The sequence below is a fragment of the Nocardioides sp. Z40_12 genome (assembly GCF_058215795.1).
Map to the genome: position 1 here is coordinate 286,251 of NZ_JBZAJA010000003.1, position 21,443 is coordinate 307,693.

Below are 21,443 nucleotides of genomic sequence, written 5' to 3' on the forward strand. Positions count from 1 at the left end.
GGGGTCTGGTGGGTCTGGTGGGTCTGGGTCTGGGGTGCCGGAGGGTGGGGTGGCGGGGTGGCCGCCGCCGGCTCAGTCGTCGTAGACGATGACGCCGCGGACGTTGCGGCCCTCGCGCATGTCCGCGAAGGCGGTGTTGATCTCCTCGAGCCTGTACTCCTTGGTGATCAGCTCGTCGAGCTTGTGCTCGCCGCGGCGGTAGAGGTCCGCGATCAGCGGGATGTCGATCTGCGCGTTGGTGGTGCCGTAGAGCGTGCCCTGGATCCGCTTGCCCGACATGGCGAAGGTGTAGAGGTCGAGCTGGATGTCGCGCTGGGTGACCGGCGCCGCGGAGGTGACCACGATGGTGCCGCCGCGCCTGGTCATCTCCTGGGCGGGCTGGAGGATCTCCGGGGTCAGCACCCCGACGGTGATGATCACGACGTCGGCGCCCTGGCCGTTGGTCATGCCGGAGACCAGCTCGGCCGCCTCGGCGAAGTCGGCGGCGCTGTGGGTCGCGCCGAGCTGCTTGGCGAGGTCGCGCTTGAACTCGACCGGCTCGACCGCGACCAGGTTCCTCGCGCCCTTCTGGCGGGCCCCCTGCACGGCGTTCATGCCGACGCCGCCGGTGCCGATCACGACCACCGTGTCGCCGAGCTGCATGTCGGCGGCGCGGACCGAGGAGCCCCAGCCGGTGGGCACGCCGCAGCCGATCAGCGCAGCGGACTTCAGCGGGATGTCCTTGTCGATCCTGACCAGCGCGTTGGTCGGCACGGTCACGTAGGGGGCGAAGGTGCCGAGGTAGGACATCGCGCCGATGCCCTTGCCGCGGGCGTGGATGCGGTGGGTGCCGTCGGGGGAGGTGCCGGCCAGGACGCCCGCGCCCAGGTCGCACATGTTGGCCCGGCCGCTGATGCACATCGGGCACTTGCCGCAGCTGGGCAGGAAGGAGAGGACGACGTGGTCGCCGACCTCCATGCCCTCCACGCCCTCGCCGAGCTCGGTCACCACGCCGGCGCCCTCGTGGCCGCCGAGGACCGGCGCCCAGTCGAGGGGGATGTCGCCGGTGTCCAGGTGGTCGTCGCTGTGGCAGATTCCGGAGGCGGCGAGCTTAACGGTGGCCTCACCGCGCTTGGGCGGGTCCAGCTCGATCTCCTCGACCGTCCATCCCGAGTTCGTGCCCGGCTCCCACAGCAGTGCGCCCTGAATCTTCATCCGTGCTCCCAGTCCCGAGGTCTCATCGATTGATTCGATTGATGCATATGATCTTGCCCACTGGAACAAGGAAAAACAAGGGGCAGGCACGTCGATCGCGAGCCCGACCAGGACGCGCGGGACGCGAGTGACCGGCGGGGCCGGAGGGGTGACCCGGAAGCGATCCCCAGGGCGATCCCCAGGGCGATCCCCAGGGCGATCCGAGAGCGGGTCAGCGAGCGAAGTGGTCCGCGAGCGCGGCCATCCCCTGCTCCAGCAGGTCGGTGACCTCGCGCGCGGGGTCGTCGAGCCAGAGCTCGTAGGCCGTCAGCGCGAGCGCCAGGCCGACGTGACCCAGCAGCCGCGGCTCCAGCGCGTCGGCGTCCACCCCGAGCCGCTCGGCGGCGAACTCCGCGATCACCCGGCGCCACTCGGCGTACCGCAGCGCGGAGTGGGCCTGGAGCGCGGGCGTCTCCAGGATCAGCCGCATCCGCTCGATGTGCGGCGGCGTGGCGTCGTCGGGGAACCGGTTGAACTCGACGATCGCCCGGCCGACGGCCTCGTGGACTCCGAGCCCCTCGGGCGACTCGGCCAGGAGCCGGCGGAAGCCCTCGAGGGTCAGGTCGAACCGCCCCCAGGGGATGTCGTTCTTGGACGGGTAGTAGTTGAACAGGGTGCGCCGCCCGACGCCCACCGCTCCCGCGATGGCCTCCAGCGTGGTCGCCTCGAAGCCGCGCTCGCGGAAGAGCTCGAACGCCGCCTGCTCGATGGCGGCGTGGCTCGTCACCTCGGGCCGGCCGACGTTCGCTCTCCTGGACACGGGTGAAATGTAGGCCTTCCCTTTTGACCACGAGTGCACTTATTGTTGAGGTCCACGTCACATTTCCTGGGAAGGACCCGCCATGAACCCCGAGAACACCACCGCCCCCCAGACCGACGACACCCTCACCGCCGAGAGCCTCATCGAAGAGGTCTCCATCGACGGCATGTGCGGCGTCTACTGATGCTCGACGAGGCCTGGACCCTGTCGCCGGCGGTGGCGCTGCGCCCCGAGCCCTTCGGTGCGCTGGCCTACCACTTCGGCAACCGCAAGCTCACGTTCCTCAAGCGGCCCGAGCTGGTGGCAGTGGTCCAGGCCCTGGGCGAGCAGCCCGACGTCCGCTCGGCGCTGCTCGCCGCCGGCGTCCCCGAGAGCCAGCACCCGGCGTACGCCGACGCGCTGGCCGGCCTCGCCCGCACCGACATGATCCGCCCCCGCGAAGGAGTGGCCGCGTGACCATCGCCCCCGAACGACCCAGCGCCCCGGCCCGACCCGTCAACGGCACGCTGGTCGAGCAGTTCGAGCTCGGTCTCGACGCGCCGATCTGCCTGACCTGGGAGCTCACCTACGCCTGCAACCTGGAGTGCGCCCACTGCCTGTCCAGCAGCGGCCGCCGCGACCCGCGCGAGCTCACCACCGAGCAGTGCGAGGCGGTGATCGACGAGCTCCAGCGGATGCAGGTCTTCTACGTCAACATCGGCGGCGGCGAGCCCACCATCCGCCCCGACTTCTGGCACCTCCTGCAGTACGCCGTCGACCACCAGGTGGGGGTGAAGTTCTCCACCAACGGCGTCCGGCTCACCCCCGAGCGGGCGGCCTTCCTCGCCTCCCCGGCCTGCAACGGCTACGTCGACGTGCAGATCTCCCTGGACGGCGCCACCGCCGAGGTCAACGACTACGTGCGCGGCCCCGGCTCCTACGACACCGCGCTGACCGCGCTGGCGAACCTCCAGGAGGCGGGGTTCTCCGACGCCAAGATCAGCGTCGTGTGCACCCGGCAGAACATCGGCCAGCTCGACGAGTTCAAGGCGCTGGCCGACCGCTTCGGCGCCACCCTGCGCCTGACCCGGCTGCGCCCCAGCGGCCGCGGCGCCGACGTGTGGGACGAGCTCCACCCGCTCCCCGAGCAGCAGCGCGAGCTCTACGACTGGCTGATGGCCCACGGCGAGGGCGTACTGACCGGCGACTCGTTCTTCCACCTGGCCGCCTTCGGCGAGGCGCTGCCCGGCCTCAACCTCTGCGGCGCCGGGCGGGTGGTCTGCCTGATCGACCCCATCGGCGACGTCTACGCCTGCCCCTTCGCCATCCACGACAACTTCCTGGCCGGCAACCTCCTCGACGAGGGCGGCTTCAAGCGGGTCTGGCAGGAGTCCGCGCTCTTCACCGAGCTGCGCTCCCCGCAGACCGGCGGGGCGTGCTCGTCGTGCGCGTTCTTCGACGCCTGCCGCGGCGGCTGCATGGCCGCGAAGTTCTTCACCGGGCTGCCGCTCGACGGCCCCGACCCCGAGTGCGTCCAGGGCTACGGCGAGACCGCGCTCGCCGGCGAGCGCACCGTCCCGGCCGCGAGCCAGGACCACTCCAAGGCCAACCCGACCCGCAACCAGCCGGTGATGCTCACCCTCGGCCGCCGCCCCGGCCTGGACCAGCCCGCGCCCAGCGCTCCCCCGGTCTCGGCGTGCGCCGAGAACCCGCTGGCCGGCTTCGCCGTTCCCACCAACTGACGAGGACCCCTGACGATGGCGCCCAAGAAGCCCGAGTGGCTGCAGAACCCCTGGAAGCAGAACCCCTGGTTCGAGTCCGTCGCGGTCGCGCAGGAGCGCGCCCGCAAGCGGCTCCCGGCGCCCGTCTACGGCGCCCTGGTCGCCGGCTCCGAGCGTGGCCAGACGGTCGGCGACAACCAGGCCGCCTTCGCCGAGATCGGCCTGGCGCCCCACGTGGCGGGCCTCCAGGCCGTGCGCGAGATGACCACCTCGGTGATGGGCCAGGAGATCTCCCTGCCGGTGCTGATCAGCCCCACCGGCGTCCAGGCCGTCCACCCCGACGGCGAGGTGGCCGTCGCGCGTGCCGCGGCCTCCCGCGGCACCGTGATGGGCCTGTCCAACTTCGCCTCCAAGTCGGTGGAGGAGGTGACCGCCACCGGTGCCACCACCTTCTTCCAGATGTACTGGACCGGCGACCGCGACGTGGTGGTCCAGCGGATGCAGCGCGCCCACGCCGCCGGCGCGGTCGGCCTGATCGCCACCCTCGACTGGTCCTTCTCCATGGGCCGCGACTGGGGCAGCCCGGAGATCCCGGAGAAGGTCGACCTCAAGACGATGGTGCGGCTGGCGCCGCAGGTCGCCACCAGGCCGCGCTGGCTGTGGCAGTTCGGCCGCACCGGCCAGATCCCCGACCTGACCGCGCCCAACCTGGCCCCGCCCGGCGGGGAGGCCCCGACCTTCTTCGGCGCCTACTACGAGTGGATGACCACCCCGCCCCCCTCCTGGGAGGACGTGGCCTGGATGCGCGAGCAGTGGTCGCAGATCAGTGGCGGCAAGCCCTTCATGCTCAAGGGCGTCTGCCGGATCGACGACGCCCTGCGGGCCCGCGACCTCGGCGCGGCGGCGATCTCGGTCTCCAACCACGGCGGCAACAACCTGGACGGCACCCCGGCCGCGATCCGGATGGTGAAGCCGATCAGCGACGCCGTCGGCGCCGACCTCGACGTGGTCATGGACGGCGGCATCCGCCGTGGCTCCGACGTGGTCAAGGCGGTGGCCCTGGGGGCCCGCGCGGTGATGATCGGCCGCGCCTACCTGTGGGGCCTCGCGGCCAACGGCGAGCAGGGGGTCGGCAACGTGCTCGACGTGCTGCGCTCCGGCATCGACTCCGCGCTGCTCGGGATGGGCGTCTCCTCCCTCGACGAGCTGACCCCGGACCACCTGCTGGTGCCCGAGGGCTTCCACCGCGCGCTGGGCCAGACCCGTCCGGTGGGCCAGACCCGTCCGGTGGGCCTGCCCGCGGCCGAGCGCACCCAGGGCTGAGCGTGCTGGCCCGGGCGACCTCCGCCGAGACGGCCGGGGCCGGCCTGGTGCTGGTGCCGGTGGGCTCGACCGAGCAGCACGGGCCGCACCTGCCGCTGGAGACCGACACGATGATCGCCGTCGCCGTCGCCGAGGCCGCCGCCGAGCGCCTCGGCGGCCCGGCGGCCGGGGTCTGGGTGGCGCCGCCGCTGGCCTACGGCTCCAGCGGGGAGCACCAGTCCTTCCCCGGCACGGTGTCGATCGGCACCGAGGCGCTCCGGCTCGTGGTGGTCGAGCTGGTCCGCTCGCTGCGCACCTGGGCCGACCGGGTCGTGCTGGTCAACGGCCACGGCGGCAACCTGGGCGCGCTGCGCTCCGCGGTCGACCAGCTCGTCGCCGAGGGCCACGACGTGGCCTGGGTGGCGTGCGCGACCGAGGACGTCGACCTGCACGCCGGGCACACCGAGACCTCGCTGCTGCTCCACCTCGCGCCCGAGGCGGTGCGGCTCGAGCTCGCCGAGGCCGGCGACTGCCGCCCGCTCGCCGAGATCCTGCCCGCGCTGATGGCCGGCGGCATCGCCGCGGTCTCGGCCAACGGGGTGCTCGGCGACCCCGCCGGCGCCTCGGCGGCCGAGGGTGCCGCGGTGCTCGAGACGATGGTCGGCGACGTCGTCTCCCGCCTCCGGCGCGCGGCCCCGGCCCCGTCGTGAGCCGGACGGCCCTGGTCACCGGGGCGGCGCGCGGCATCGGCGCCGCCACGGTGGCGCGACTGGTGGCCGACGGCTACCGGGTGATGGCGGTGGACTCCTGCGAGGGGCCGCCGCTGGCCACCCGCGACGACCTGGCGGTGCTCGCCGCCGAGCACGGTGACCGGGTGCTCTGCCGGGTCGTCGACGTCCGCGACCGGGCTGGCCTCGCGGCCGCGGTCGACGAGGCCGTGCAGGCGTGGGGCCACCTCGACGTCGCCGTCGCGGCGGCGGGGATCATCCTGGGCGGCCAGCCGCTGTGGGAGACCCCCGAGACGGTCCTCGACGACCTCTGGGCGGTGGTGACCAAGGGCGTGTGGAACACCGCGGCCGCCGCCGTTCCCGCGATGCTCGCCGGCCCCGACCCCGGCACCTGCCGCTTCGTCGCCGTCGCCTCCGCGGCCGCCACCCACGGCCTGTTCCACCTCGCCGCCTACAACGCGACCAAGCACGCCGTGGTGGGCCTGGTGAAGGGCCTCGCGGCCGACCTGGTCGGCACCGGGGTCACGGCCAGCGCCGTCTCCCCCGGCTCCACCGACACCGCCATGCTCCGCACCACCGCCACCCTCTACGACGTCCCGACCGACGAGCTGGCCGCCCACCAGCTCAACCGTCGCGTCCTGGACCCGGCCGAGATCGCCGCGGCGATCGCCTTCTGCGCCTCCCCCGCCGGAGGCGTCGTCAACGGCACCGTGCTGCACGCGGACGGCGGCTTCGGGGCGTGAGCACCGCGCCCGCCCCGGCCGGCCGGCTGCCCGCCGGCTTCACCGTCGAGCTCGACCCGGCGGTGCGGCTGCTGGACGGCGGGCGCTTCCTGGTCGGCGGCTCCCCGCTCACCGCGATGGGCCTCTCCGAAGCCGCGCGCACCCACCTGGAGCGACGGCGGCTGGTCGTCGCTGACGCGGCCAGCGCCCACGTCGCCGAGCGGCTGCTCGCCACCAACCTGGCCCGGCCGGTGCTGGGCACGACGCCGCCGCTGCCACCCTCGGAGGTCACGGTGGTGGTGCCCGTGCGCGACCGCCCCGCGCAGCTGGACCGCTGCCTGGCCGCCCTGCGCCCGCTGCCGGTCGTGGTGGTCGACGACGCCTCCCACGACCCGGCCGCCGTCGCGGCGGTCGCCGCCCGCCACGGCGCCACGGTCGTGGCCCTGGAGACCAACCTGGGGCCCGCGGGCGCCCGCAACGCCGGCCTGGCCCGGGTCACCACGCCGGTGGTCGCACTGGTCGACTCCGACGTGGAGGCACCCGCGGAGGCGCTGCTGGAGCTCACCCGCCACCTCCACGACCCGTCCGTCTCGCTGGTCGGCCCCCGGGTCGTCGGCCACGTCCGGCGCTCCCGACCGCGCTGGTTCGAGCGCTACGACGCCGCGGCCTCCTCGCTCAGCCTGGGCCGCACGCCCTACTCGGTGCGCCCGGGCGCCGGCGTGGCCTGGCTGCCCAGCGCCTGCCTGGTCGGTCGCACCACGGCACTGGGCAGCGGCTTCGACACCGACCTGCGGGTCGGTGAGGACGTCGACCTCGTGTGGCGGCTCGTCGACGGCGGGCACCGGGTGCGCTACGAGCCCGCGGTGACGGTGCGCCACGACGTGCGACCCACGGTGCGGGGGTGGCTGGGGCGCAAGGTGCTCTACGGGTCGGGCGGGGCGCTGCTGGCCCAGCGGCACGGCGCCCACGTCGCGCCCGCCGTCCTCTCCCCCACCCTGGCCGTCGCCGGGGCGGCGCTGCTGCTGCGACGCCGGTGGTCGCTGCCGGTCGCCGGTGCCGCCCTGGCCCACGCCGCCGTCTCCGTGGGCCGGGCGCTGCCCGCCGACGTGCCACGCGGCGCCCGGGCGTCGGTCGCGGGAGTCCTGGCGCTCCGTGGGCTCGGCTGGGCGGTGCGGCAGGAGTCCTCCCTGCTGCTGCGGCACTGGTGGCCCGCCGCGGCGGTCGCGGCCTGCGCGCTGCCCCCGGTCCGCCGGGCCGCAGCCACCGCCGTGGTGGTCGACACCGTCGTGGCGCTCACCGAGCACCTGGACGCCGAGCTCGACCTGCCGGCGCTGGTGGTCGGACGCCGCCTGGACGACGCGGCGTACGGTGCCGGGCTCTGGTGGGGGGCGCTGCGCGCCAGGTCGCTCGGGGCACTGCGGGGGCGGCGGCCCGGCCGGACCGGTCAGGCGACGTCGCGCGCCGCCGCCCGCACGAGCTCCTCCTCCGCCGGGGTCCCCAGGAAGTAGTCGACCCGCGGGTGGGTGTGTGGGCGAGTACGTGGGGTGCGCGGGGCCGCTGGTGGCCCGGGCGGGTGTCGGGTGCCGTCGCGGAGGCGGCGGGTGCCGGTGTGGTCGACCAGGTAGAGGGCACCGTGCGGATCGCGCCAGAGGTAGATCCCCGGGAAGGGCTGGCGGAGAGTCCACCCGCCATGGGTCTTGACCCGGTGGGTGAAGGGACTCAACGGCCCGTAGTTGCCGATCCGGGACTGGCCCGGCGGGGGCCTGCCGTGACGCTCTGCGTGGTCGTAGGGCTCGGTGTGGTCGATCTGGTGCGAGCCGGGGCGGACCGAGGAGGCGAAGGGGAAGACGTCTGCCGGGCTCATCACCTCGACCGCCCGGCGGTGCCGCTCCGGGATCTCGTAGGAGTCGACCGGGGCCTGCCCGGCGATGTCGAGGACGGGGGCGATGGTGAACCGGGCCTCCCCCAGCCAGCGACGCACCCACCCGGCGGTCACCGGGCCGTGGTCGGGCATGCGGACGATCCCGATCGACTGCTCGTCGCACGAGCAGGCCGGAGCGTAGGTGTGGACCGTGACGGTGACCCTGGGCAGCACCCGGCCCCAGTCGAGGACCGGTGCGGCACCGGAGCGTGCGTCCGGGTCCACTGCCTCCGAGCCCGCCGCGGCAGGCTCCGCCTTCTCCGGGTCTGCGGCCTCGGGTGGATCCGCGGGCCGGTCCTTCCAGGCCTGGAAGGCGGCGATCAGCTCGACGGCCAGGTGCGGGTTGGCCAGCACCGCGATCGCCTTGACCCGCCGGTGGTCGACCGGGTCGGCGTCGCCCAGGGCGGCGAGCACGTCGGCAGCCACGCCACCCGCGCGTCGAGCAGGGTGATGACGTGGAACGGGCCGCGCACGTAGAACCCGCGCATGCCGGCGTCGGTGGACCGCGTCGGCCGGGCGAACTGGTGCTCGGCGGCCGCGCGCTCCCGCTCTGCCGTCGCGACCGGATCCGCGGCGGCCACCGCGCCGTCGACCAGCACCTCGAAACGGGACCACGGGATCCGGCCGTCGGCCGACTCCGCGACCCGGGAGTCGACGTACCTGGCCTGGTCGCGATCGAGCTCCCGGGTCCGTCGTGCGACGTGCCGGGCGTAGGAGGCGCGCACCTCGAGGGCCTGGACCCTGCGCCACAACCTGGGGAGGCGGATCGTGATGTCCAGCGCGTCGGCGATCAGCGAGGCTCCTGCCCACGGCGAGATCCCCAACCGGGCGGCCAGGGTGGCGCAGCAGAGCTCCGCGACCTGCGGCGTGCCGAGGCCGCCGTACCGCCGAGCCTTCTCACGCCCGGGCAGCCGGGCCAGCTCCGGATCGAGCGTCTCGGGGTTGTTGAGGACCGCGTGCTGCACCGCGATCCGCAGCTCCTCGACCTCGCACTCGCGGCGCACCCGCGCCACGCGGTCGGCGTACTGGAGGAGTTGCCCCTCGGACAGCTCCTCCAGCATCACGCCCCCCAGCTCCATGACCACCAGCCAACCAGCGACCACCGACATTCCTGCCCAGCATCTGGCCGGTCGCAGCTACTCAGCGGTCGGCGGTCTTGCCGACCACCTCGAAGGAGTCGTCGAGGTCGACGTCCCACTCGGTGCCGTCGTCCTCGACGACCTCCACCTCGAAGGCGACGCCGCGGTCGTCGCTGGCTTCGACGTCGGTCACGGTGCCGCCGCCGACGGCCTCGGTCGCGGCCCGCTCGGCGGAGTCGCGCTCGGTGTCGCTGAGGGCGCGGTCGTCTGACCCGTCGGTGTCGTCGTCGCTGTCGTGGTCGGTGTCGTCGGTCTTCTTGCTGACGACGGCCAGGTCCTCGTCGAGCGCGACGTCGACCTCGGTGCCGTCCTCGAGCCGGACCTCGACCTCGTAGGCCTCGCCGGGGTCGTCGCTGGTCTCGGCGTCGGTGACGGTGCCACCGCCCGCCGCCTCCAGCGCGGCGGTGGAGGCGCGGTCGCGGTCGCTGCCCCGGAGCTCGTCGGCCCCGGCGGTGCTGGCCAGCGCCACGCCGCCGACGGCGAGGACGGCGACCACGGCGACCGACGGGATCAGGACGCGCTTGGTGCGGAGCTTGGAGATCTTCATGGAGATGCCTCTCGGATCGTGAATCGGATGTGGCCGACTGTGCGGTAGGCGTGCTGAACCCTGCCTGAACGTCCCTGAAGGCGCGTTCAGCGCTACCAGCCGGTACCGTCGGGGGGTGGCCCCTGCTCCACCGCCTCCAAGCCAGCAGACCGAAGACCCAGAGAGCAAGGCCTTATGACCGACCGCAACACCCTCGACCACGACAGCCAGCTCGACGCGGAGACGCTCACCGAGACCGAGATGGAGGACGTCGCGGAGCCGAAGCCGATCTGGGCGGAGTCAGCCCGCGAGGTGCTGCTCGAGGTGGCCGGCAAGTACAACGCGGTGATCACCTCGAAGGACCTGGCCGCTGCGGTCCAGGAGCGCTCGGGAGTGACGACCACCCAGGCTGCTCACTACTGGATCGGCGACGTGCTGGCTCTGGTGGCCGAGGAGTGCGCGGCGAACGACGAGCCCCTCCTCCCCTCGCTGGTCGTCAACGCCCAGGGTGGCGTGGTGCCCTCCTACGCCCAGATCGTGCTGGCGCAGAGCGGCGAGACCCCCGCCGACCCCGACAGCCACGCGTCCCGCGAGCGGCTCGCCTGCTACCAGCTGCTGGAGGCCACCGGTCTTCCCGCCGACGGCGGCCGGGCGCAGCTGACTCCCCGGCTCGCCGCCAGCCGCACCCGGGAGCGCAAGAACGCGCTGGCCGAGCGCGTGCTGCCGGTCTGCCCCAAGTGCAACCACGTGCTCGCCTCGATGGGCACCTGCGACAACTGCGACTGAGTCAACGGCGCGACCTGCGCGTCGTCAGTCCTGGGCGACCTTGACCTTCCTGGTGACGTCGGAGACGCCGCCGTTCCTCGTGCCCGGCCCCGTGGAGGCCTTCACCCGCAGCGTTCCGGGCTCGGGCACGCAGGAGCGCGGGATCGTGGTGCGGATGGTGCTGCGCTTGATGTTCCACGTCGTGGTCGCCGCACACTCGGTCGGGACCAGGATGCCGTCGCTGCGGCGCAGGTACCACTCCTCCTCGACCGTGCCGTTCCGGGCCCGGTGGCTGGTGCCGGCCGACGAGGTCGTCGCGCCGTAGACGTAGTAGCCGTAGAACTGGGTGTCCTTCTTGCGGAGCCCGCGCACCTTCGCGGTGATCACCAGCTCCGTGGCGGTGTGGGAGACCTTGAGACGGGTCAGGTCGAGCTTGGCGGGAGCGTCGCCCGACTTGTCCTTGATGCTGCCGGTCGCGGCGTGGGCACCTGGGCCGAGGGAGATCGTGGCAAGGACGAGCGGGGCGGCGAGGAGGACGGCGAGCTTCTTCATGGGCCTCTGTTCCAAGGTCGGTCGGAGTTCCGAGATCGATCGGGGCGGTTGTACCCACTTTTCCCGGGGGCGATCGCGTGCGCGCCGGCCGAACGGCTGCGGCGTGAGAGTGCCGTGAGAAAGCAGGAACCGCAGGCACCGGGGACTGCTCCCCCGACCTGCGGTTCCGATCTGAGCCGCCTATCGGAATCGAACCGATGACCTAATCATTACGAGTGATTCGCTCTACCGACTGAGCTAAGGCGGCGTGCCGCCCGGCTGTCCACGAGGGCGTGGCCGGGCAACCCGGGGAAGTATACGGACACCGGCGCCCGGCAGCGAAAACCGCCCACCGGGCAGTCCCCGGGACCGGTGGCGCCCGGGATTCAGTGCACGACCAGCGTCGCCCTCAGCTCCTCGGACTCGCTCAGCGGCTGGTGGTCGTCGCCCGCCACCAGGGTCACGTCGCGGATCGTGCCGCCGTAGCAGAACCCGCGACCCGGACCGTAGTCGTCGGTCACCGGGGTCCCGCGGTCGACGCCGACGTTGAGGGTCTGGTCCATCGAGAAGAAGGACGAGATCGTCCGCTCGATCCGGCCCGAGCCCACCTCCTGGCCGTCGAGCACCAGCACCAGGTCGCCGCCCCGGCCGGGACCGCCGCCGTCATACGTGAAGCGCACCTGCGCAGTGTGCGCACCCTCGCAGACCGGGCCCTGGGAGCGGATGACCGTCTCCTCGGCGCCCAGCCAGGCGTAGGTGAAGGTGAGGAAGCCATCGCGCACGTAGAAGGACCACCCGGCGAACCGGCTGCCCTGCGCGACCAGCACCCCCTCCGCCTTCCCGGTCTCGTCGGCGAACCGGGCCGTGATCGACCACGAGCCGTTCTTGAGCGGCGGGACGGCGTCCTCGCGGAGGTTGCCCGCGCCCGCCCGCAACGTCAGCCGGCGCGGCGGCGGCGGGCGGTGGCCGACCGTCACGGCCTCCCCGTCGCTGTCGAGCCGGCGCAGCGATTGGTCGTCGATCGGCAGCACGTTGTTGCGCCGCGCCTCGGCGAGGAAGAGCTCCTGCAGCTGCGCGAGCCGCTCGGGGTGCTCGGCGGCCAGGTCGCGGGCCTGGGTCCAGTCGGTGGTGGTGTCGTAGAGCTCCCACCGGTCCTCGGCCAGCGGCACCGGGGACTCGGCCAGCGCCCACGGCGTCCGGTGCTTGGTCACCGCGGTCCACCCCTCGTGGTAGATCCCGCGGTTGCCGAACATCTCGAAGTACTGCGTGACGTGCCGCTCCGGCGCGGCCGCGTCGTTGAGCGAGTAGACGAAGGAGACCCCGTCGACCGGGTCCTGCCGCACCCCGTCGACGGTCTCGGGGTGGGGCACTCCGGCCAGCTCGAGGATCGTCGGGAAGACGTCGATCACGTGGTGCCACTGGTCCCGGACCCCGCCGCGGTCGGCGATCCCCTGCGGCCAGTGCACGATCAGCCCGTTGCGGGTCCCTCCGTAGTGGGAGGCCACCTGCTTGGTCCACTGGTACGGCGTGTCCATCGCCACCGCCCACCCGGCCGGGTAGTGGACGAACGACTCCGGCCCGCCGATCAGGTCGAGCTGCTCGGCGATCCGCTCGGCGGAGTCCTCGATCCCGTTGAAGCGCATCGTCTCGTTGAGGGTCCCCTCCAGCCCACCCTCGGCCGACGCCCCGTTGTCGCCGAGGATGTAGAGGACCACCGTGTTCTCCAGCTCGCCGGCCGCACGCAGGTGGTCGAGCAGCCGCCCCACCTGGACGTCGGTGTGCTCGGCGAACGCCGCGTAGGTCTCCATCAACCGCTCCGCGACCAGCCGCTGGGTCTCGTCGAGCTCGTCCCAGTGCGGCACGCCCGGCGTCCAGGGCGCGAGCTCGGCGTCCGGCGGCACCACCCCGAGCTCCTTCTGCCGCTCCAGGGTCAGCTCCCGCTGCCGGTCCCAGCCGTGGGAGAAGTCGCCGCGGTTGCGGCCCCGCCACTCCTCGGGCAGGTGGAACGGCGAGTGGGTGGCGCCGAAGGCCAGGTAGGTGAACCACGGCCTGCCCCCGCCGTGAGCCCGGACGTCGTCGATCCAGCCGATCGCCTGGTCCACCAGGTCCTCCGACAGGTGGTAGCCCTCCGCGGCGGTCCGCGGCGCCTCGACGAACGTCGTCCCCTCCACCAGGGTCGGCTCGAACTGGCTGGCCTCGCCGCCGAGGAACCCGTAGAACCGGTCGAAGCCCTCCCGCGTCGGCCACCGGTCGAAGGGCCCGGCGGGGGTCTGCTCCCAGGTCGGCGTCTGGTGCCACTTGCCGAAGGCGCCGGTGGCGTAGCCGTTGCCGCTCAGCGCCTGGGCCAGGGTGCCGGCGCTCAGCGGTCGGGTGGCGTCGTAGCCGGGGGTGCCGTTGCTGATCTCGACCACGGTGCCCATCCCGACCGCGTGGTGGTTGCGGCCGGTCATCAGGGCGGCCCGGGTCGGCGAGCAGAGCGCGGTGGTGTGGAACCGCGAGTAGCGCAGCCCCTCCGCGGCGAGCTGGTCGGCCGTCGGCATCGCGCACGGGCCGCCGAACGCCGAGGAGGCGCCGAAGCCCATGTCGTCGAGGAGGACCACCAACACGTTCGGGGCGCCCTCGGGCGCCTCGAGCCGGGGCTGGGCGGGCAGCTGCTCGGCCTGGTCGGCGAGCGCCTCGGCCGCCTCGAAGGGCGGGCGGGGCTGGTGGAAGGGCAGGTGCGAGCGGGTCATCTCGGTCTTCTCTCAGTCGTCGCGGCGGTCGGGCAGGTCGTCGTTGGCGCAGCGGAAGCCGACGTTGGCCGAGGCCGAGTCGGGGGTGCTGCTGGAGCGGGCCGCCACCCGGTAGCGGCGGCAGTAGGAGTCGTGGCAGAGGTAGGAGCCGCCGCGCATCACGCGCTGGGTCCCGCGGCCGGGGCCCCGCGGGTCGCCGACGGGCTCCGGACCGGCCAGGGCGCGCTCGGCGTACTCGGTGGGCGAGAACCAGTCGGCGCACCACTCCCAGACGTTGCCCACGGTGTTCCACAGCCCGTGGCCGTTGGGCCGGAAGGAGCGCACCGGCGCGGTGGTGAGGTGACCGTCCTCGGCCGTGTTGTGCAGCGGGAAGTCGCCCTGCCAGATGTTGAGCCGCCAGGCCCCGCGGTCGAGCAGCTCGTCGCCCCAGGGATAGCGGGCGCCGTCGAGGCCGCCGCGGGCCGCGTGCTCCCACTCCGCCTCCGTCGGCAGCCGCGTGCCGGCCCACCGGCAGTAGGCGTCGGCGTCGCGCCACGTCACGTGCACGACGGGGTGGTGGGGCAGGTCGGCGGCCGAGGAGCCGCGCCCGGCGGGATGACGCCAGTCGGCGCCGCGCACCGCCCACCACCAGGGCAGCCCCACCACCGGGTGGAGCACGTCGCGCGGGTGCGCGTCGACGGCGAGGTGGAAGACCGCCGAGACGCCGAGCTCCTCGGCCTCGGTGACGTGGCCCGTCTCCCGGACGAACCGGGCGAAGGCCGCGTTGGTCACGGCCGTCTCGTCGATCCAGTACGGCGCCACCCGGACCTGGTGGACCGGGCGTTCGCCGTCGGCCGGGTCGCCCTCGCCGGACGCGTCGCCCATCGCGAAGGTGCCGCCGGCGATCCGGACCTGCCCGCTGCGGACGGCCTCCTGCGGCGAGGGCCGGTACGCGCCCGCCACCCCCGCGGGGGGCGCACCCCCCACCCCGCCCGAGCAGCAGGTCACGACGCGACCTCGACCGTCGGGACGGCCTGCCAGCCGTCGGCCCGGGCCGCCGGGTCCGGCACCGGCACGGCCGCCAGCAGCCGGCGGGTGTAGTCGTGCTGCGGCCGGGCGAAGACCTCGGCGACCGGCCCGGACTCTACGACCTCGCCCCGGCGGAGCACCGCGACGTCGTCGGCGACCTTGTTGACCACGGCCAGGTCGTGGCTGATGAAGACACAGGCGAAGCCCAGCTGCTGCTGCAGCGCGCGGAAGAGCTCCAGCACGTCGGCCTGGACCGAGACGTCCAGCGCACTGGTCGGCTCGTCGGCGATCAGCAGCCTCGGGCGGAGCACCAGGGCCCGGGCCAGGGCCACCCGCTGCCGCTGGCCGCCCGAGAGCGCCCGCGGCCGGCGGTCGGCGAGATCCGGGGTGAGCCGGACCGCCTCGAGCAGCTCCGCCACCCGTCGACGGCGCTCCTGCGCAGTGCCGACGCCATGGATGTCGAGCGGCTCCCGGACGCTGGCGCCCACCGACATCCTCGGGTCGAGGGAGGCCTCGGGGTCCTGGTGCACGAAGGCCAGGTCGCGCCGGAGCTCGCGCCGGCGGCGCGCGCCGAGGGCGAAGAGGTCCTCGCCGGCCACCTCGACGCGGCCTTCGGCGAGCGGGACCAGGCCCGCGGCCAGCCGGCCCAGGGTGGTCTTGCCCGAGCCGGACTCGCCCACCAGCCCCAGCACCCGGCCGGGCGGCAGCTCGAGGCTGACGCCGTTGACCGCCGGGAAGGCGCGGCCCCGGCGCGACGAGCCGTAGCGCACGTGCACGTGCTCGAACCGCAGGGCCGGGAGGCCGGTCGCCGGCCCCGGGTCCGGGACGGAGTGGACCACGTCGCCCGCGTCGGGGAGCCGGAGCACCGAGGCGAGCAGCTGGCGGGTGTAGGGGTGCTCCGGGGAGGCGAAGAGCTGACGGGTGCTCCCCTCCTCCACCACGTCACCCTGACGCAGCACCACGACCCGGTCGGCGATCTCCGCGACCACCCCCATGTTGTGGGTGATCAGCAGGATGCTGGTCCCCGTCCGGTCGCGGATGCGGCGCAGCAGCGCCAGGATCTCCGCCTGGACGGTCACGTCCAGCGCGGTGGTGGGCTCGTCGGCGAGCAGCAGCTCCGGCTCGTTGGCCAGGGCGAGGGCCAGCACCACCCGCTGCTTCTGCCCCCCGGAGAGCTGGTGGGGGTAGTAGCCGAGCCGCTCCTCGGGGTCGGGGATCTCGACCTGGGTGAGCAGCTCCACGGCCCGGCTCCGGGCTTGGACCCGCGACAGGCGCCCGTGCGCCCGCAACGCCTCACGGAGCTGCCAGCCCACGGTGCGCACCGGGTTGAGGGCGGTCTGCGGCTCCTGGAAGACCATCGCGATCCGCTTCCCGCGGAAGCCGGAGAGCCCGGCCTCGTCGAGCCCGAGGAGCTCCTCGCCGCGGAACCGGATCGACCCGGTGGCGCGGGCCCCCGGCGGCAGCAGACCGAGCACCGCCCGGGCGGTCATCGACTTGCCGGAGCCGGACTCCCCGACCAGGGCGAGCACCTCGCCCGGGTCGACGTGCAGCGAGACGTCGTTGACGGCCGGCCGCGGGTGGGCGAAGGAGATGGCGAGGTGCTCGACGGTGAGCAGCGTCTCAGGCACGGTGGGCCTCCGAGAGTGACTGGGCCACCAGGAGCAGCCCGAGGACGAGGAGCACGACCACGAGGAGGGGGCCGAGGGAGAGGAACGGGGCGTCGTACATCAGTCGCGTGCCGTCCTTGATCAGCGACCCCAGCGAGGGGTGCGGGGCCTTGACGCCGATGCCGAGGAAGCTCATCGCTCCCTCGATGAAGACCGCCACCGACATCGAGAGCGCGAGCTGGACCGTGAGCGGCTCCAGCGAGTTGGGCAGCACGTGACGGCGCAGCAGCCACCACGGGCGGGCGCCGACCACCTGCGCCGCCTCGACGTACGGCATCTCCCTGACGGTGCGCAGGGAGGTCCGCACCAGGCGGCCGAAGACCGGCACCTCGATGGCCACGATCACCACCGCGATGGTCGCCACCCCGGGCCCGATGACCGCGGCCAGCGCGATGGCCAGGATCAGCGTCGGGAAGGCCAGCACCAGGTCGAAGAGGCGCTGGGTGAGCACGTCGGTGACCCTCCACCAGCTGGTGACCAGGCCCAGGAGCATGCCGAGGGTGGCGCCGGCGGGGACGGCGACGAAAACCACCAGCAGGTCGACCCGGATGCCTGCCAGCGTGCGGGAGAGGACGTCGCGGTTGACGTCGTCGGTGCCCAGCCAGTGCGCCGCCGAGGGGCCCACCAGGTTGGCGCCCGGTACCTGCTGGGTCGGGGAGTACGGCGCCAGCAGCGGACCCAGCAGCCCGAGCAGCCCGAGCAGCACGATCGAGCCCACCAGCACCAGCCCGGCGATCCCCTTGGGGGTCCGCAGCGCGGCCCTCATGCCGTGCCGCCGATCCGGATCCGCGGGTCGAGCCACGCGTGGACGACGTCGGTGACCAGCTGGGTCACCACGAAGATCGTCACCGAGAGCAGCAGCAGGACCTGCACCACCGGGTAGTCGCGCCCGGAGATCGCCTCCTCGACCAGCCGGCCGAGGCCCGGCCAGGTGAAGATCGCCTCCACCAGCACCGCCCCGCCCAGCAGGGTGCCGAACTGGATGCCCAGCACCGTGACGGCCGACGGCAGCGCGTTGGGCAGGGCCTGGGTGAGCACGATCCTGGAGTGCCCGATGCCCACCGCGCGCGCGGTGGTGACGTAGGGCTGACGCAGCTGTGAGCGCAGCGACTCGGTGAGGAACCTCGTCAGCCCGGCCCAGACCGGGACGGCGAGGCAGGTCGCGGGCAGCAGCAGGTACTGCACGGCGATGTCGGGCCGGGCGATGAAGCCGTCCGGCGGGGTGCCGCCCGAGGGCAGCACCGGCACCAGGACCGCGAAGACCAGCACCAGCAGCAGCCCGGTGGCGAAGGTCGGCATCGCCAGCGCCACGGTGTTGATCCCGGCCAGGGTGGCGTCGAGCCACCGGCGCTCCGCGACCACCGCGACCACCGCGGTCGCCGTGGCCGCGCCGACCGCCAGGGCGAGGGCGGTCAGGGTGAGGACCACCGTGTTGGTGGCCCCGTCGGCGAGCAGGTCGCTGACCTGCCCGCCGACCACGAAGGAACGGCCGAGGTCGAAGGTGAGCACGTCGGAGATCCAGGAGAGGTACTGGGTGAGGAACGACTGGTCCAGCCCGAGGTCGGCGCGGATCGCCGCCCGGGCCTCGGGCGAGGCGTCGGGCCCGGCCAGCGTGTCGATGGGGTCGCCGGGCACCAGCCGCATCAGCCAGAAGATCAGCAGCGAGGCCGCGGCCAGCAGGCCGAGCGCGGAGGGGAGCCTCCCAAGGACGTAGCGCAGCATCACTGCTCCTTCCACGCCTCGTCGAGGAGGAGCTCGGTGCGCTTGCTGTAGTCGATGCCGTGCACCGCGCTGGTGGAGACCAGCTGGGGGTAGTAGGTGACCAGGTCGGTGAGCCAGACGTTCTCCACGATGTGGTCGTTGACCTTCTCGAAGAGCTCCCCGGCCTCGGCCGAGGTCGGGTCGGCGACCTTCCAGGAGGCGTCGGAGTCGGCGCGGTACCGCGCGTCCTCGAAGTTGGAGGCGTTGTGGGCGGCGTTGAAGGGGAACGCGCTGACCGTCAGCGTGGCCGGCGTGTACTGGGCGTAGGTGTGGCTGAAGATCCACATGCCCTCGAACTGGGCGCCGACGAGCTGCTTGTACATCGAGGCGAACTCGGTGGGCTTCAGCTCGACCTCGATGCCGGCCTCGCCGAAGTCGGCCTGCACGATCTGGGCGATCGCCTCGGCGGTCGGGTCGCCGGCGGCGAACTGCAGGGGCAGGGTGGGCACCTCGCCGATCTCGGCGACCAGCGCCTTCGCCTTGTCCAGGTCGCGGGCGTAGTGCAGGCCCGCCTCTTCGTCGTACGCCGGGGAGGCCGGCGACCACGGGAGCCCCTGGGGGACCGCGGCGCCGCGGTAGATGTCCGCGACGATGCGCTCGCGGTCCACCGCGTAGGCCACGGCCCGGCGCAGCCTGACGTCCTGGAGGTCCTTGTTCTTGAGCTGGAACCCGATGTACTGCTGGTTGGTGGCGCCCTCGAACCTGCTGATCTGGAACTTCGGGTCCTTGCTGAGTGTCTCCACGTCGCGCGGGGTGACGCCGGTCGCCAGGTCGTACTGGCCGGAGCGGAGGCCGGCGACCCTGGCCTGGGCGTCGGGGACGACCGAGACGTCGACGGCGTCGAGCTTGGGGGCCCCCTTCCAGTACTCCTCGTTGCGCTCGAAGGTCATCGCCGACCCTGGGGTCCAGCCGGTGAACTCGAAGGGGCCGGTGCCGTTGTAGACCTCGGCCTCCTTGAGACCGTCGAAGGTCTCGGCGTCGACGATCGGGACGATGTCGAGCAGGTCGAGGATGTTGCTCAGCGGGTGGGCGAACTCCAACGTGATGGCGTGCGGGTCGGAGGTGTCGAAGCCGGTCACCGCGGCGGCGGTCCGCTGGACCTGGACCGCCCAGGCCGGGTCGGCGAAGGTCTCGATGCTGAACCGCACGTCCTCGGAGGTGAAGGGACGGCCGTCGTGGAAGGTCACGTCGTCGCGCAGCTGCAGCGTGATCGACCGGCCGTCCTCGGCCACCTCCCAGGAGGTGGCCAGCGACGGCTGGGCGTCGAGGCTGTCGTGCGGGTACTCGACCAGCGAGTCGTAGGTCAGGCCGATCAGGGTGTTGCCGACGTCGCTGGACTGGCCGAAGACGGAGGCGGGGACGTGGTCGGTGGCCGCGGCGACCCGCAGGGTGCCGCCGGCCACCGGGTCGCCGGAGGAGCCCGAGGGGGACTTCTCCCCGACGGCCGAGGAGCAGCCGGCGAGCAGGAGCACCGACGCGGCGGCAGCGGAGGCCAGCCTGGGGAAGAAGGAGCGAGGACGCGTTGCGGACACGGGCGTTGCCTTTCGGGTCAGGGAGCGGGAGTGGTGCGCGGGGTGGAGCGGAGCGAGCGGCCAGGCGCTCAGGCGGACGTCGGGCGGGTCTTGGTCCTGGGTCCGGCGGGCAGCACGTCGAACGGGTCGTCGTAGACCGGCGCGAGCGCGATCGTGCAGGCGGCGAGGGCCTGGATGCCGGCGCCGAAGCGGGTGAAGGAGAGATCGAGCGGCGGCAGGGTGGTCGTCGCGTCGAAGGCGGCCACCACCTCGTCGAGGACGCCGGGGAAGTCGGTGAACGCCTGGCCGACGAGGATCATCCGGTCCGGGTCGACCATGTCGCGGACCAGGGCCGCGGTCTCGCCCAGCAGCCTGGCCCGGGCGCAGAGCAGCGCGCGGACGGCGGGGACCCCGTCGGCGGCCGCGTAGACCCGCGCGATCAGCGGCTCGTCGACCAGCCCGTCCCGGTGGGCGGCCACGGCCAGCGCATGGTCGCTGACGCTGGCCTCCAGGCAGCCGGTCCGTCCGCACGAGCAGGGTGCGCCGGAGCGGGTCGGGAAGTGGGTCAGGCGCGCGGCCCGCGAGACCTCGGTCTGGCCGCCCTTGTCCAGGGCCACGGCGACGCCGGTGGTGTTGCGGGCGTAGAAGTAGGTGGTGACCCCCTGGGTGCCGTGGCGGCGGTGGATGAACTCCGCCGCGGCCACGGCGGCGATGTGCTCGCTGGTGGTCACCTGCAGGCCCAGCGCGTCGCCCAGCGCCGCCCCGGTCGCCCGCTCGTCCAGGCCCACCGCCTGCCAGGGGGCCACCACTCCCGCGACCAGTGGCCGGCGGCCCGGGTGGGCCCGGAGCATCTCGACCAGCTCGTGCCCGATCCAGTCGAGATCGAGCGGGTCGGTGGGCAGCTTCTCCTTCGTGCGACTCACCACCACCTGCCCGGACGGGTCCCCCAGGGCCACGGTGAGGAGCCGGGCGCCGACGTGCACGCCGACGGCCACGTAGACCGCGCGGTCGATCTCCACCGGGGTGCTCGGCCGCCCGATCGACCCGGCCTGCACCTTGTCGGGTCGCTCGCGGAGCAGTCCACCCTCGACCAGGGCGCTGACCGTGCGGGCCACGGTGCGGCCACTCAGGCCCGTCGGGCCGGCCAGCTCCTCGCGCGTCGCGCGGCCCCGGCCCCTGACCTGCTCGAGCACGCGGCCCGCGGCCGAGCCGAAGCGGCCGCGGGTGACCACGATGGTCGGGGACTGTGGGGTCATCTGCACTCCTGGAGCGGGCGAAGGAGCCCGGGATTAAAGTCGAGTAAGTTGCTCGAGAATGACAGACAGTGGCCTCGATCGGCCGTCGTCTCAACCCCGACACGCAGTTAGGGCCACGGTGTCGCGAACCGTTGAGAGCGGCTTCCCCGCACCGGATCGTGGGGGTCCTCCCGGCCGTCAC

At 73.4% G+C, this 21,443-nt stretch carries 21 protein-coding genes and 1 tRNA gene; 8 read left to right on the top strand and 14 right to left on the bottom strand.

Annotation, left to right across the window (positions count from 1 at the left end):
• Window positions 1-72: 72 nt before the first annotated feature.
• Complete coding sequence (locus AC4BG9_RS07665; protein WP_490570486.1) at window positions 73-1,194, bottom strand: NDMA-dependent alcohol dehydrogenase; 1,122 nt, start codon at window positions 1,192-1,194, stop codon at window positions 73-75.
• A gap of 211 nt (window positions 1,195-1,405) precedes the next feature.
• A complete protein-coding gene (mftR, locus tag AC4BG9_RS07670) occupies window positions 1,406-1,993 on the bottom strand; it encodes a mycofactocin system transcriptional regulator MftR (RefSeq protein WP_490570487.1) in 588 nt (195 codons plus the stop codon).
• An 82-nt stretch (window positions 1,994-2,075) separates the two neighbouring features.
• Here mftR and mftA point away from each other — a divergent pair, with 82 nt between their 5' ends.
• From mftA to mftF, 7 genes are read left to right on the top strand one after another with little or no spacing between them, the layout of a single operon-like run.
• The gene (gene mftA / locus AC4BG9_RS07675; protein WP_490570488.1) at window positions 2,076-2,177 is read left to right on the top strand and encodes a mycofactocin precursor MftA; all 102 of its coding nucleotides are present in this window, start codon (window positions 2,076-2,078) and stop codon (window positions 2,175-2,177) included.
• A complete protein-coding gene (gene mftB, locus AC4BG9_RS07680; protein WP_490570489.1) occupies window positions 2,177-2,449 on the top strand; it encodes a mycofactocin biosynthesis chaperone MftB in 273 nt (90 codons plus the stop codon). Before mftA ends, mftB begins: the two co-directional genes overlap by 1 nt.
• The gene (mftC, locus tag AC4BG9_RS07685; RefSeq protein ID WP_490570490.1) at window positions 2,446-3,714 is read left to right on the top strand and encodes a mycofactocin radical SAM maturase; all 1,269 of its coding nucleotides are present in this window, start codon (window positions 2,446-2,448) and stop codon (window positions 3,712-3,714) included. Before mftB ends, mftC begins: the two co-directional genes overlap by 4 nt.
• A gap of 15 nt (window positions 3,715-3,729) precedes the next feature.
• Window positions 3,730-5,016, top strand: coding sequence for a pre-mycofactocin synthase MftD (gene mftD / locus AC4BG9_RS07690; RefSeq protein WP_490570491.1), 1,287 nt, complete (start codon window positions 3,730-3,732; stop codon window positions 5,014-5,016).
• Window positions 5,017-5,018: 2 nt separating this feature from the next.
• Window positions 5,019-5,705: a mycofactocin biosynthesis peptidyl-dipeptidase MftE gene (mftE, locus tag AC4BG9_RS07695; RefSeq protein WP_490570492.1), complete on the top strand. Its 687-nt coding sequence runs from the start codon at window positions 5,019-5,021 to the stop codon at window positions 5,703-5,705.
• Window positions 5,702-6,466: a mycofactocin-coupled SDR family oxidoreductase gene (locus AC4BG9_RS07700; RefSeq protein ID WP_490570493.1), complete on the top strand. Its 765-nt coding sequence runs from the start codon at window positions 5,702-5,704 to the stop codon at window positions 6,464-6,466. Before mftE ends, AC4BG9_RS07700 begins: the two co-directional genes overlap by 4 nt.
• The gene (gene mftF, locus AC4BG9_RS07705; RefSeq protein WP_490570494.1) at window positions 6,463-7,953 is read left to right on the top strand and encodes a mycofactocin biosynthesis glycosyltransferase MftF; all 1,491 of its coding nucleotides are present in this window, start codon (window positions 6,463-6,465) and stop codon (window positions 7,951-7,953) included. Before AC4BG9_RS07700 ends, mftF begins: the two co-directional genes overlap by 4 nt.
• Here the strand turns inward: mftF and AC4BG9_RS07710 are convergent.
• From AC4BG9_RS07710 to AC4BG9_RS07720, 3 genes are read right to left on the bottom strand one after another with little or no spacing between them, the layout of a single operon-like run.
• The gene (locus AC4BG9_RS07710) at window positions 7,890-8,792 is read right to left on the bottom strand and encodes a hypothetical protein (protein ID WP_490570495.1); all 903 of its coding nucleotides are present in this window, start codon (window positions 8,790-8,792) and stop codon (window positions 7,890-7,892) included. The genes mftF and AC4BG9_RS07710 overlap by 64 nt on opposite strands.
• Window positions 8,687-9,469, bottom strand: coding sequence for a DUF222 domain-containing protein (locus AC4BG9_RS07715; RefSeq protein ID WP_490570496.1), 783 nt, complete (start codon window positions 9,467-9,469; stop codon window positions 8,687-8,689). The genes AC4BG9_RS07710 and AC4BG9_RS07715 overlap by 106 nt, the downstream gene beginning before the upstream one ends.
• 37 nt (window positions 9,470-9,506) lie before the next feature.
• Window positions 9,507-10,052 carry a PepSY domain-containing protein gene (locus AC4BG9_RS07720; protein WP_490570497.1) on the bottom strand — a complete coding sequence of 182 codons (546 nt, stop codon included), beginning with the start codon at window positions 10,050-10,052 and terminating at the stop codon, window positions 9,507-9,509.
• A 174-nt stretch (window positions 10,053-10,226) separates the two neighbouring features.
• Between AC4BG9_RS07720 and AC4BG9_RS07725 the strand changes: the two genes are divergently transcribed.
• A complete protein-coding gene (locus tag AC4BG9_RS07725) occupies window positions 10,227-10,817 on the top strand; it encodes a hypothetical protein (RefSeq protein WP_490570498.1) in 591 nt (196 codons plus the stop codon).
• A 24-nt stretch (window positions 10,818-10,841) separates the two neighbouring features.
• Here AC4BG9_RS07725 and AC4BG9_RS07730 read toward each other — a convergent pair whose 3' ends face one another.
• The 9 genes from AC4BG9_RS07730 to AC4BG9_RS07770 all read right to left on the bottom strand — a co-directional run bounded on the left by AC4BG9_RS07730 (window position 10,842) and on the right by AC4BG9_RS07770 (window position 21,262).
• Window positions 10,842-11,348, bottom strand: a complete 507-nt coding sequence (locus tag AC4BG9_RS07730; protein ID WP_490570499.1) for a hypothetical protein — start codon at window positions 11,346-11,348, stop codon at window positions 10,842-10,844.
• A 174-nt stretch (window positions 11,349-11,522) separates the two neighbouring features.
• Window positions 11,523-11,595: transfer RNA gene (locus AC4BG9_RS07735), tRNA-Thr, on the bottom strand.
• 118 nt (window positions 11,596-11,713) lie between these two features.
• The gene (locus tag AC4BG9_RS07740) at window positions 11,714-14,059 is read right to left on the bottom strand and encodes an arylsulfatase (RefSeq protein ID WP_490570500.1); all 2,346 of its coding nucleotides are present in this window, start codon (window positions 14,057-14,059) and stop codon (window positions 11,714-11,716) included.
• A gap of 12 nt (window positions 14,060-14,071) precedes the next feature.
• Window positions 14,072-15,001 (bottom strand): formylglycine-generating enzyme family protein, encoded by a 930-nt coding sequence (locus tag AC4BG9_RS07745; protein WP_490570501.1) that lies wholly within the window; start codon window positions 14,999-15,001, stop codon window positions 14,072-14,074.
• Between the two features lie 41 nt (window positions 15,002-15,042).
• On the bottom strand, window positions 15,043-16,695 hold the full coding sequence (locus AC4BG9_RS07750) for an ABC transporter ATP-binding protein (RefSeq protein ID WP_490570502.1): 1,653 nt from the start codon (window positions 16,693-16,695) through the stop codon (window positions 15,043-15,045).
• On the bottom strand, window positions 16,688-17,500 hold the full coding sequence (locus AC4BG9_RS07755; protein ID WP_490570503.1) for an ABC transporter permease: 813 nt from the start codon (window positions 17,498-17,500) through the stop codon (window positions 16,688-16,690). The genes AC4BG9_RS07750 and AC4BG9_RS07755 overlap by 8 nt, the downstream gene beginning before the upstream one ends.
• Complete coding sequence (locus AC4BG9_RS07760; RefSeq protein ID WP_490570504.1) at window positions 17,497-18,456, bottom strand: ABC transporter permease; 960 nt, start codon at window positions 18,454-18,456, stop codon at window positions 17,497-17,499. The genes AC4BG9_RS07755 and AC4BG9_RS07760 overlap by 4 nt, the downstream gene beginning before the upstream one ends.
• Window positions 18,456-20,027 (bottom strand): ABC transporter substrate-binding protein, encoded by a 1,572-nt coding sequence (locus tag AC4BG9_RS07765; protein WP_490570505.1) that lies wholly within the window; start codon window positions 20,025-20,027, stop codon window positions 18,456-18,458. The genes AC4BG9_RS07760 and AC4BG9_RS07765 overlap by 1 nt, the downstream gene beginning before the upstream one ends.
• Window positions 20,028-20,095: 68 nt before the next feature.
• Window positions 20,096-21,262 (bottom strand): ROK family transcriptional regulator, encoded by a 1,167-nt coding sequence (locus AC4BG9_RS07770; RefSeq protein WP_490570506.1) that lies wholly within the window; start codon window positions 21,260-21,262, stop codon window positions 20,096-20,098.
• Window positions 21,263-21,443: the final 181 nt, after the last annotated feature.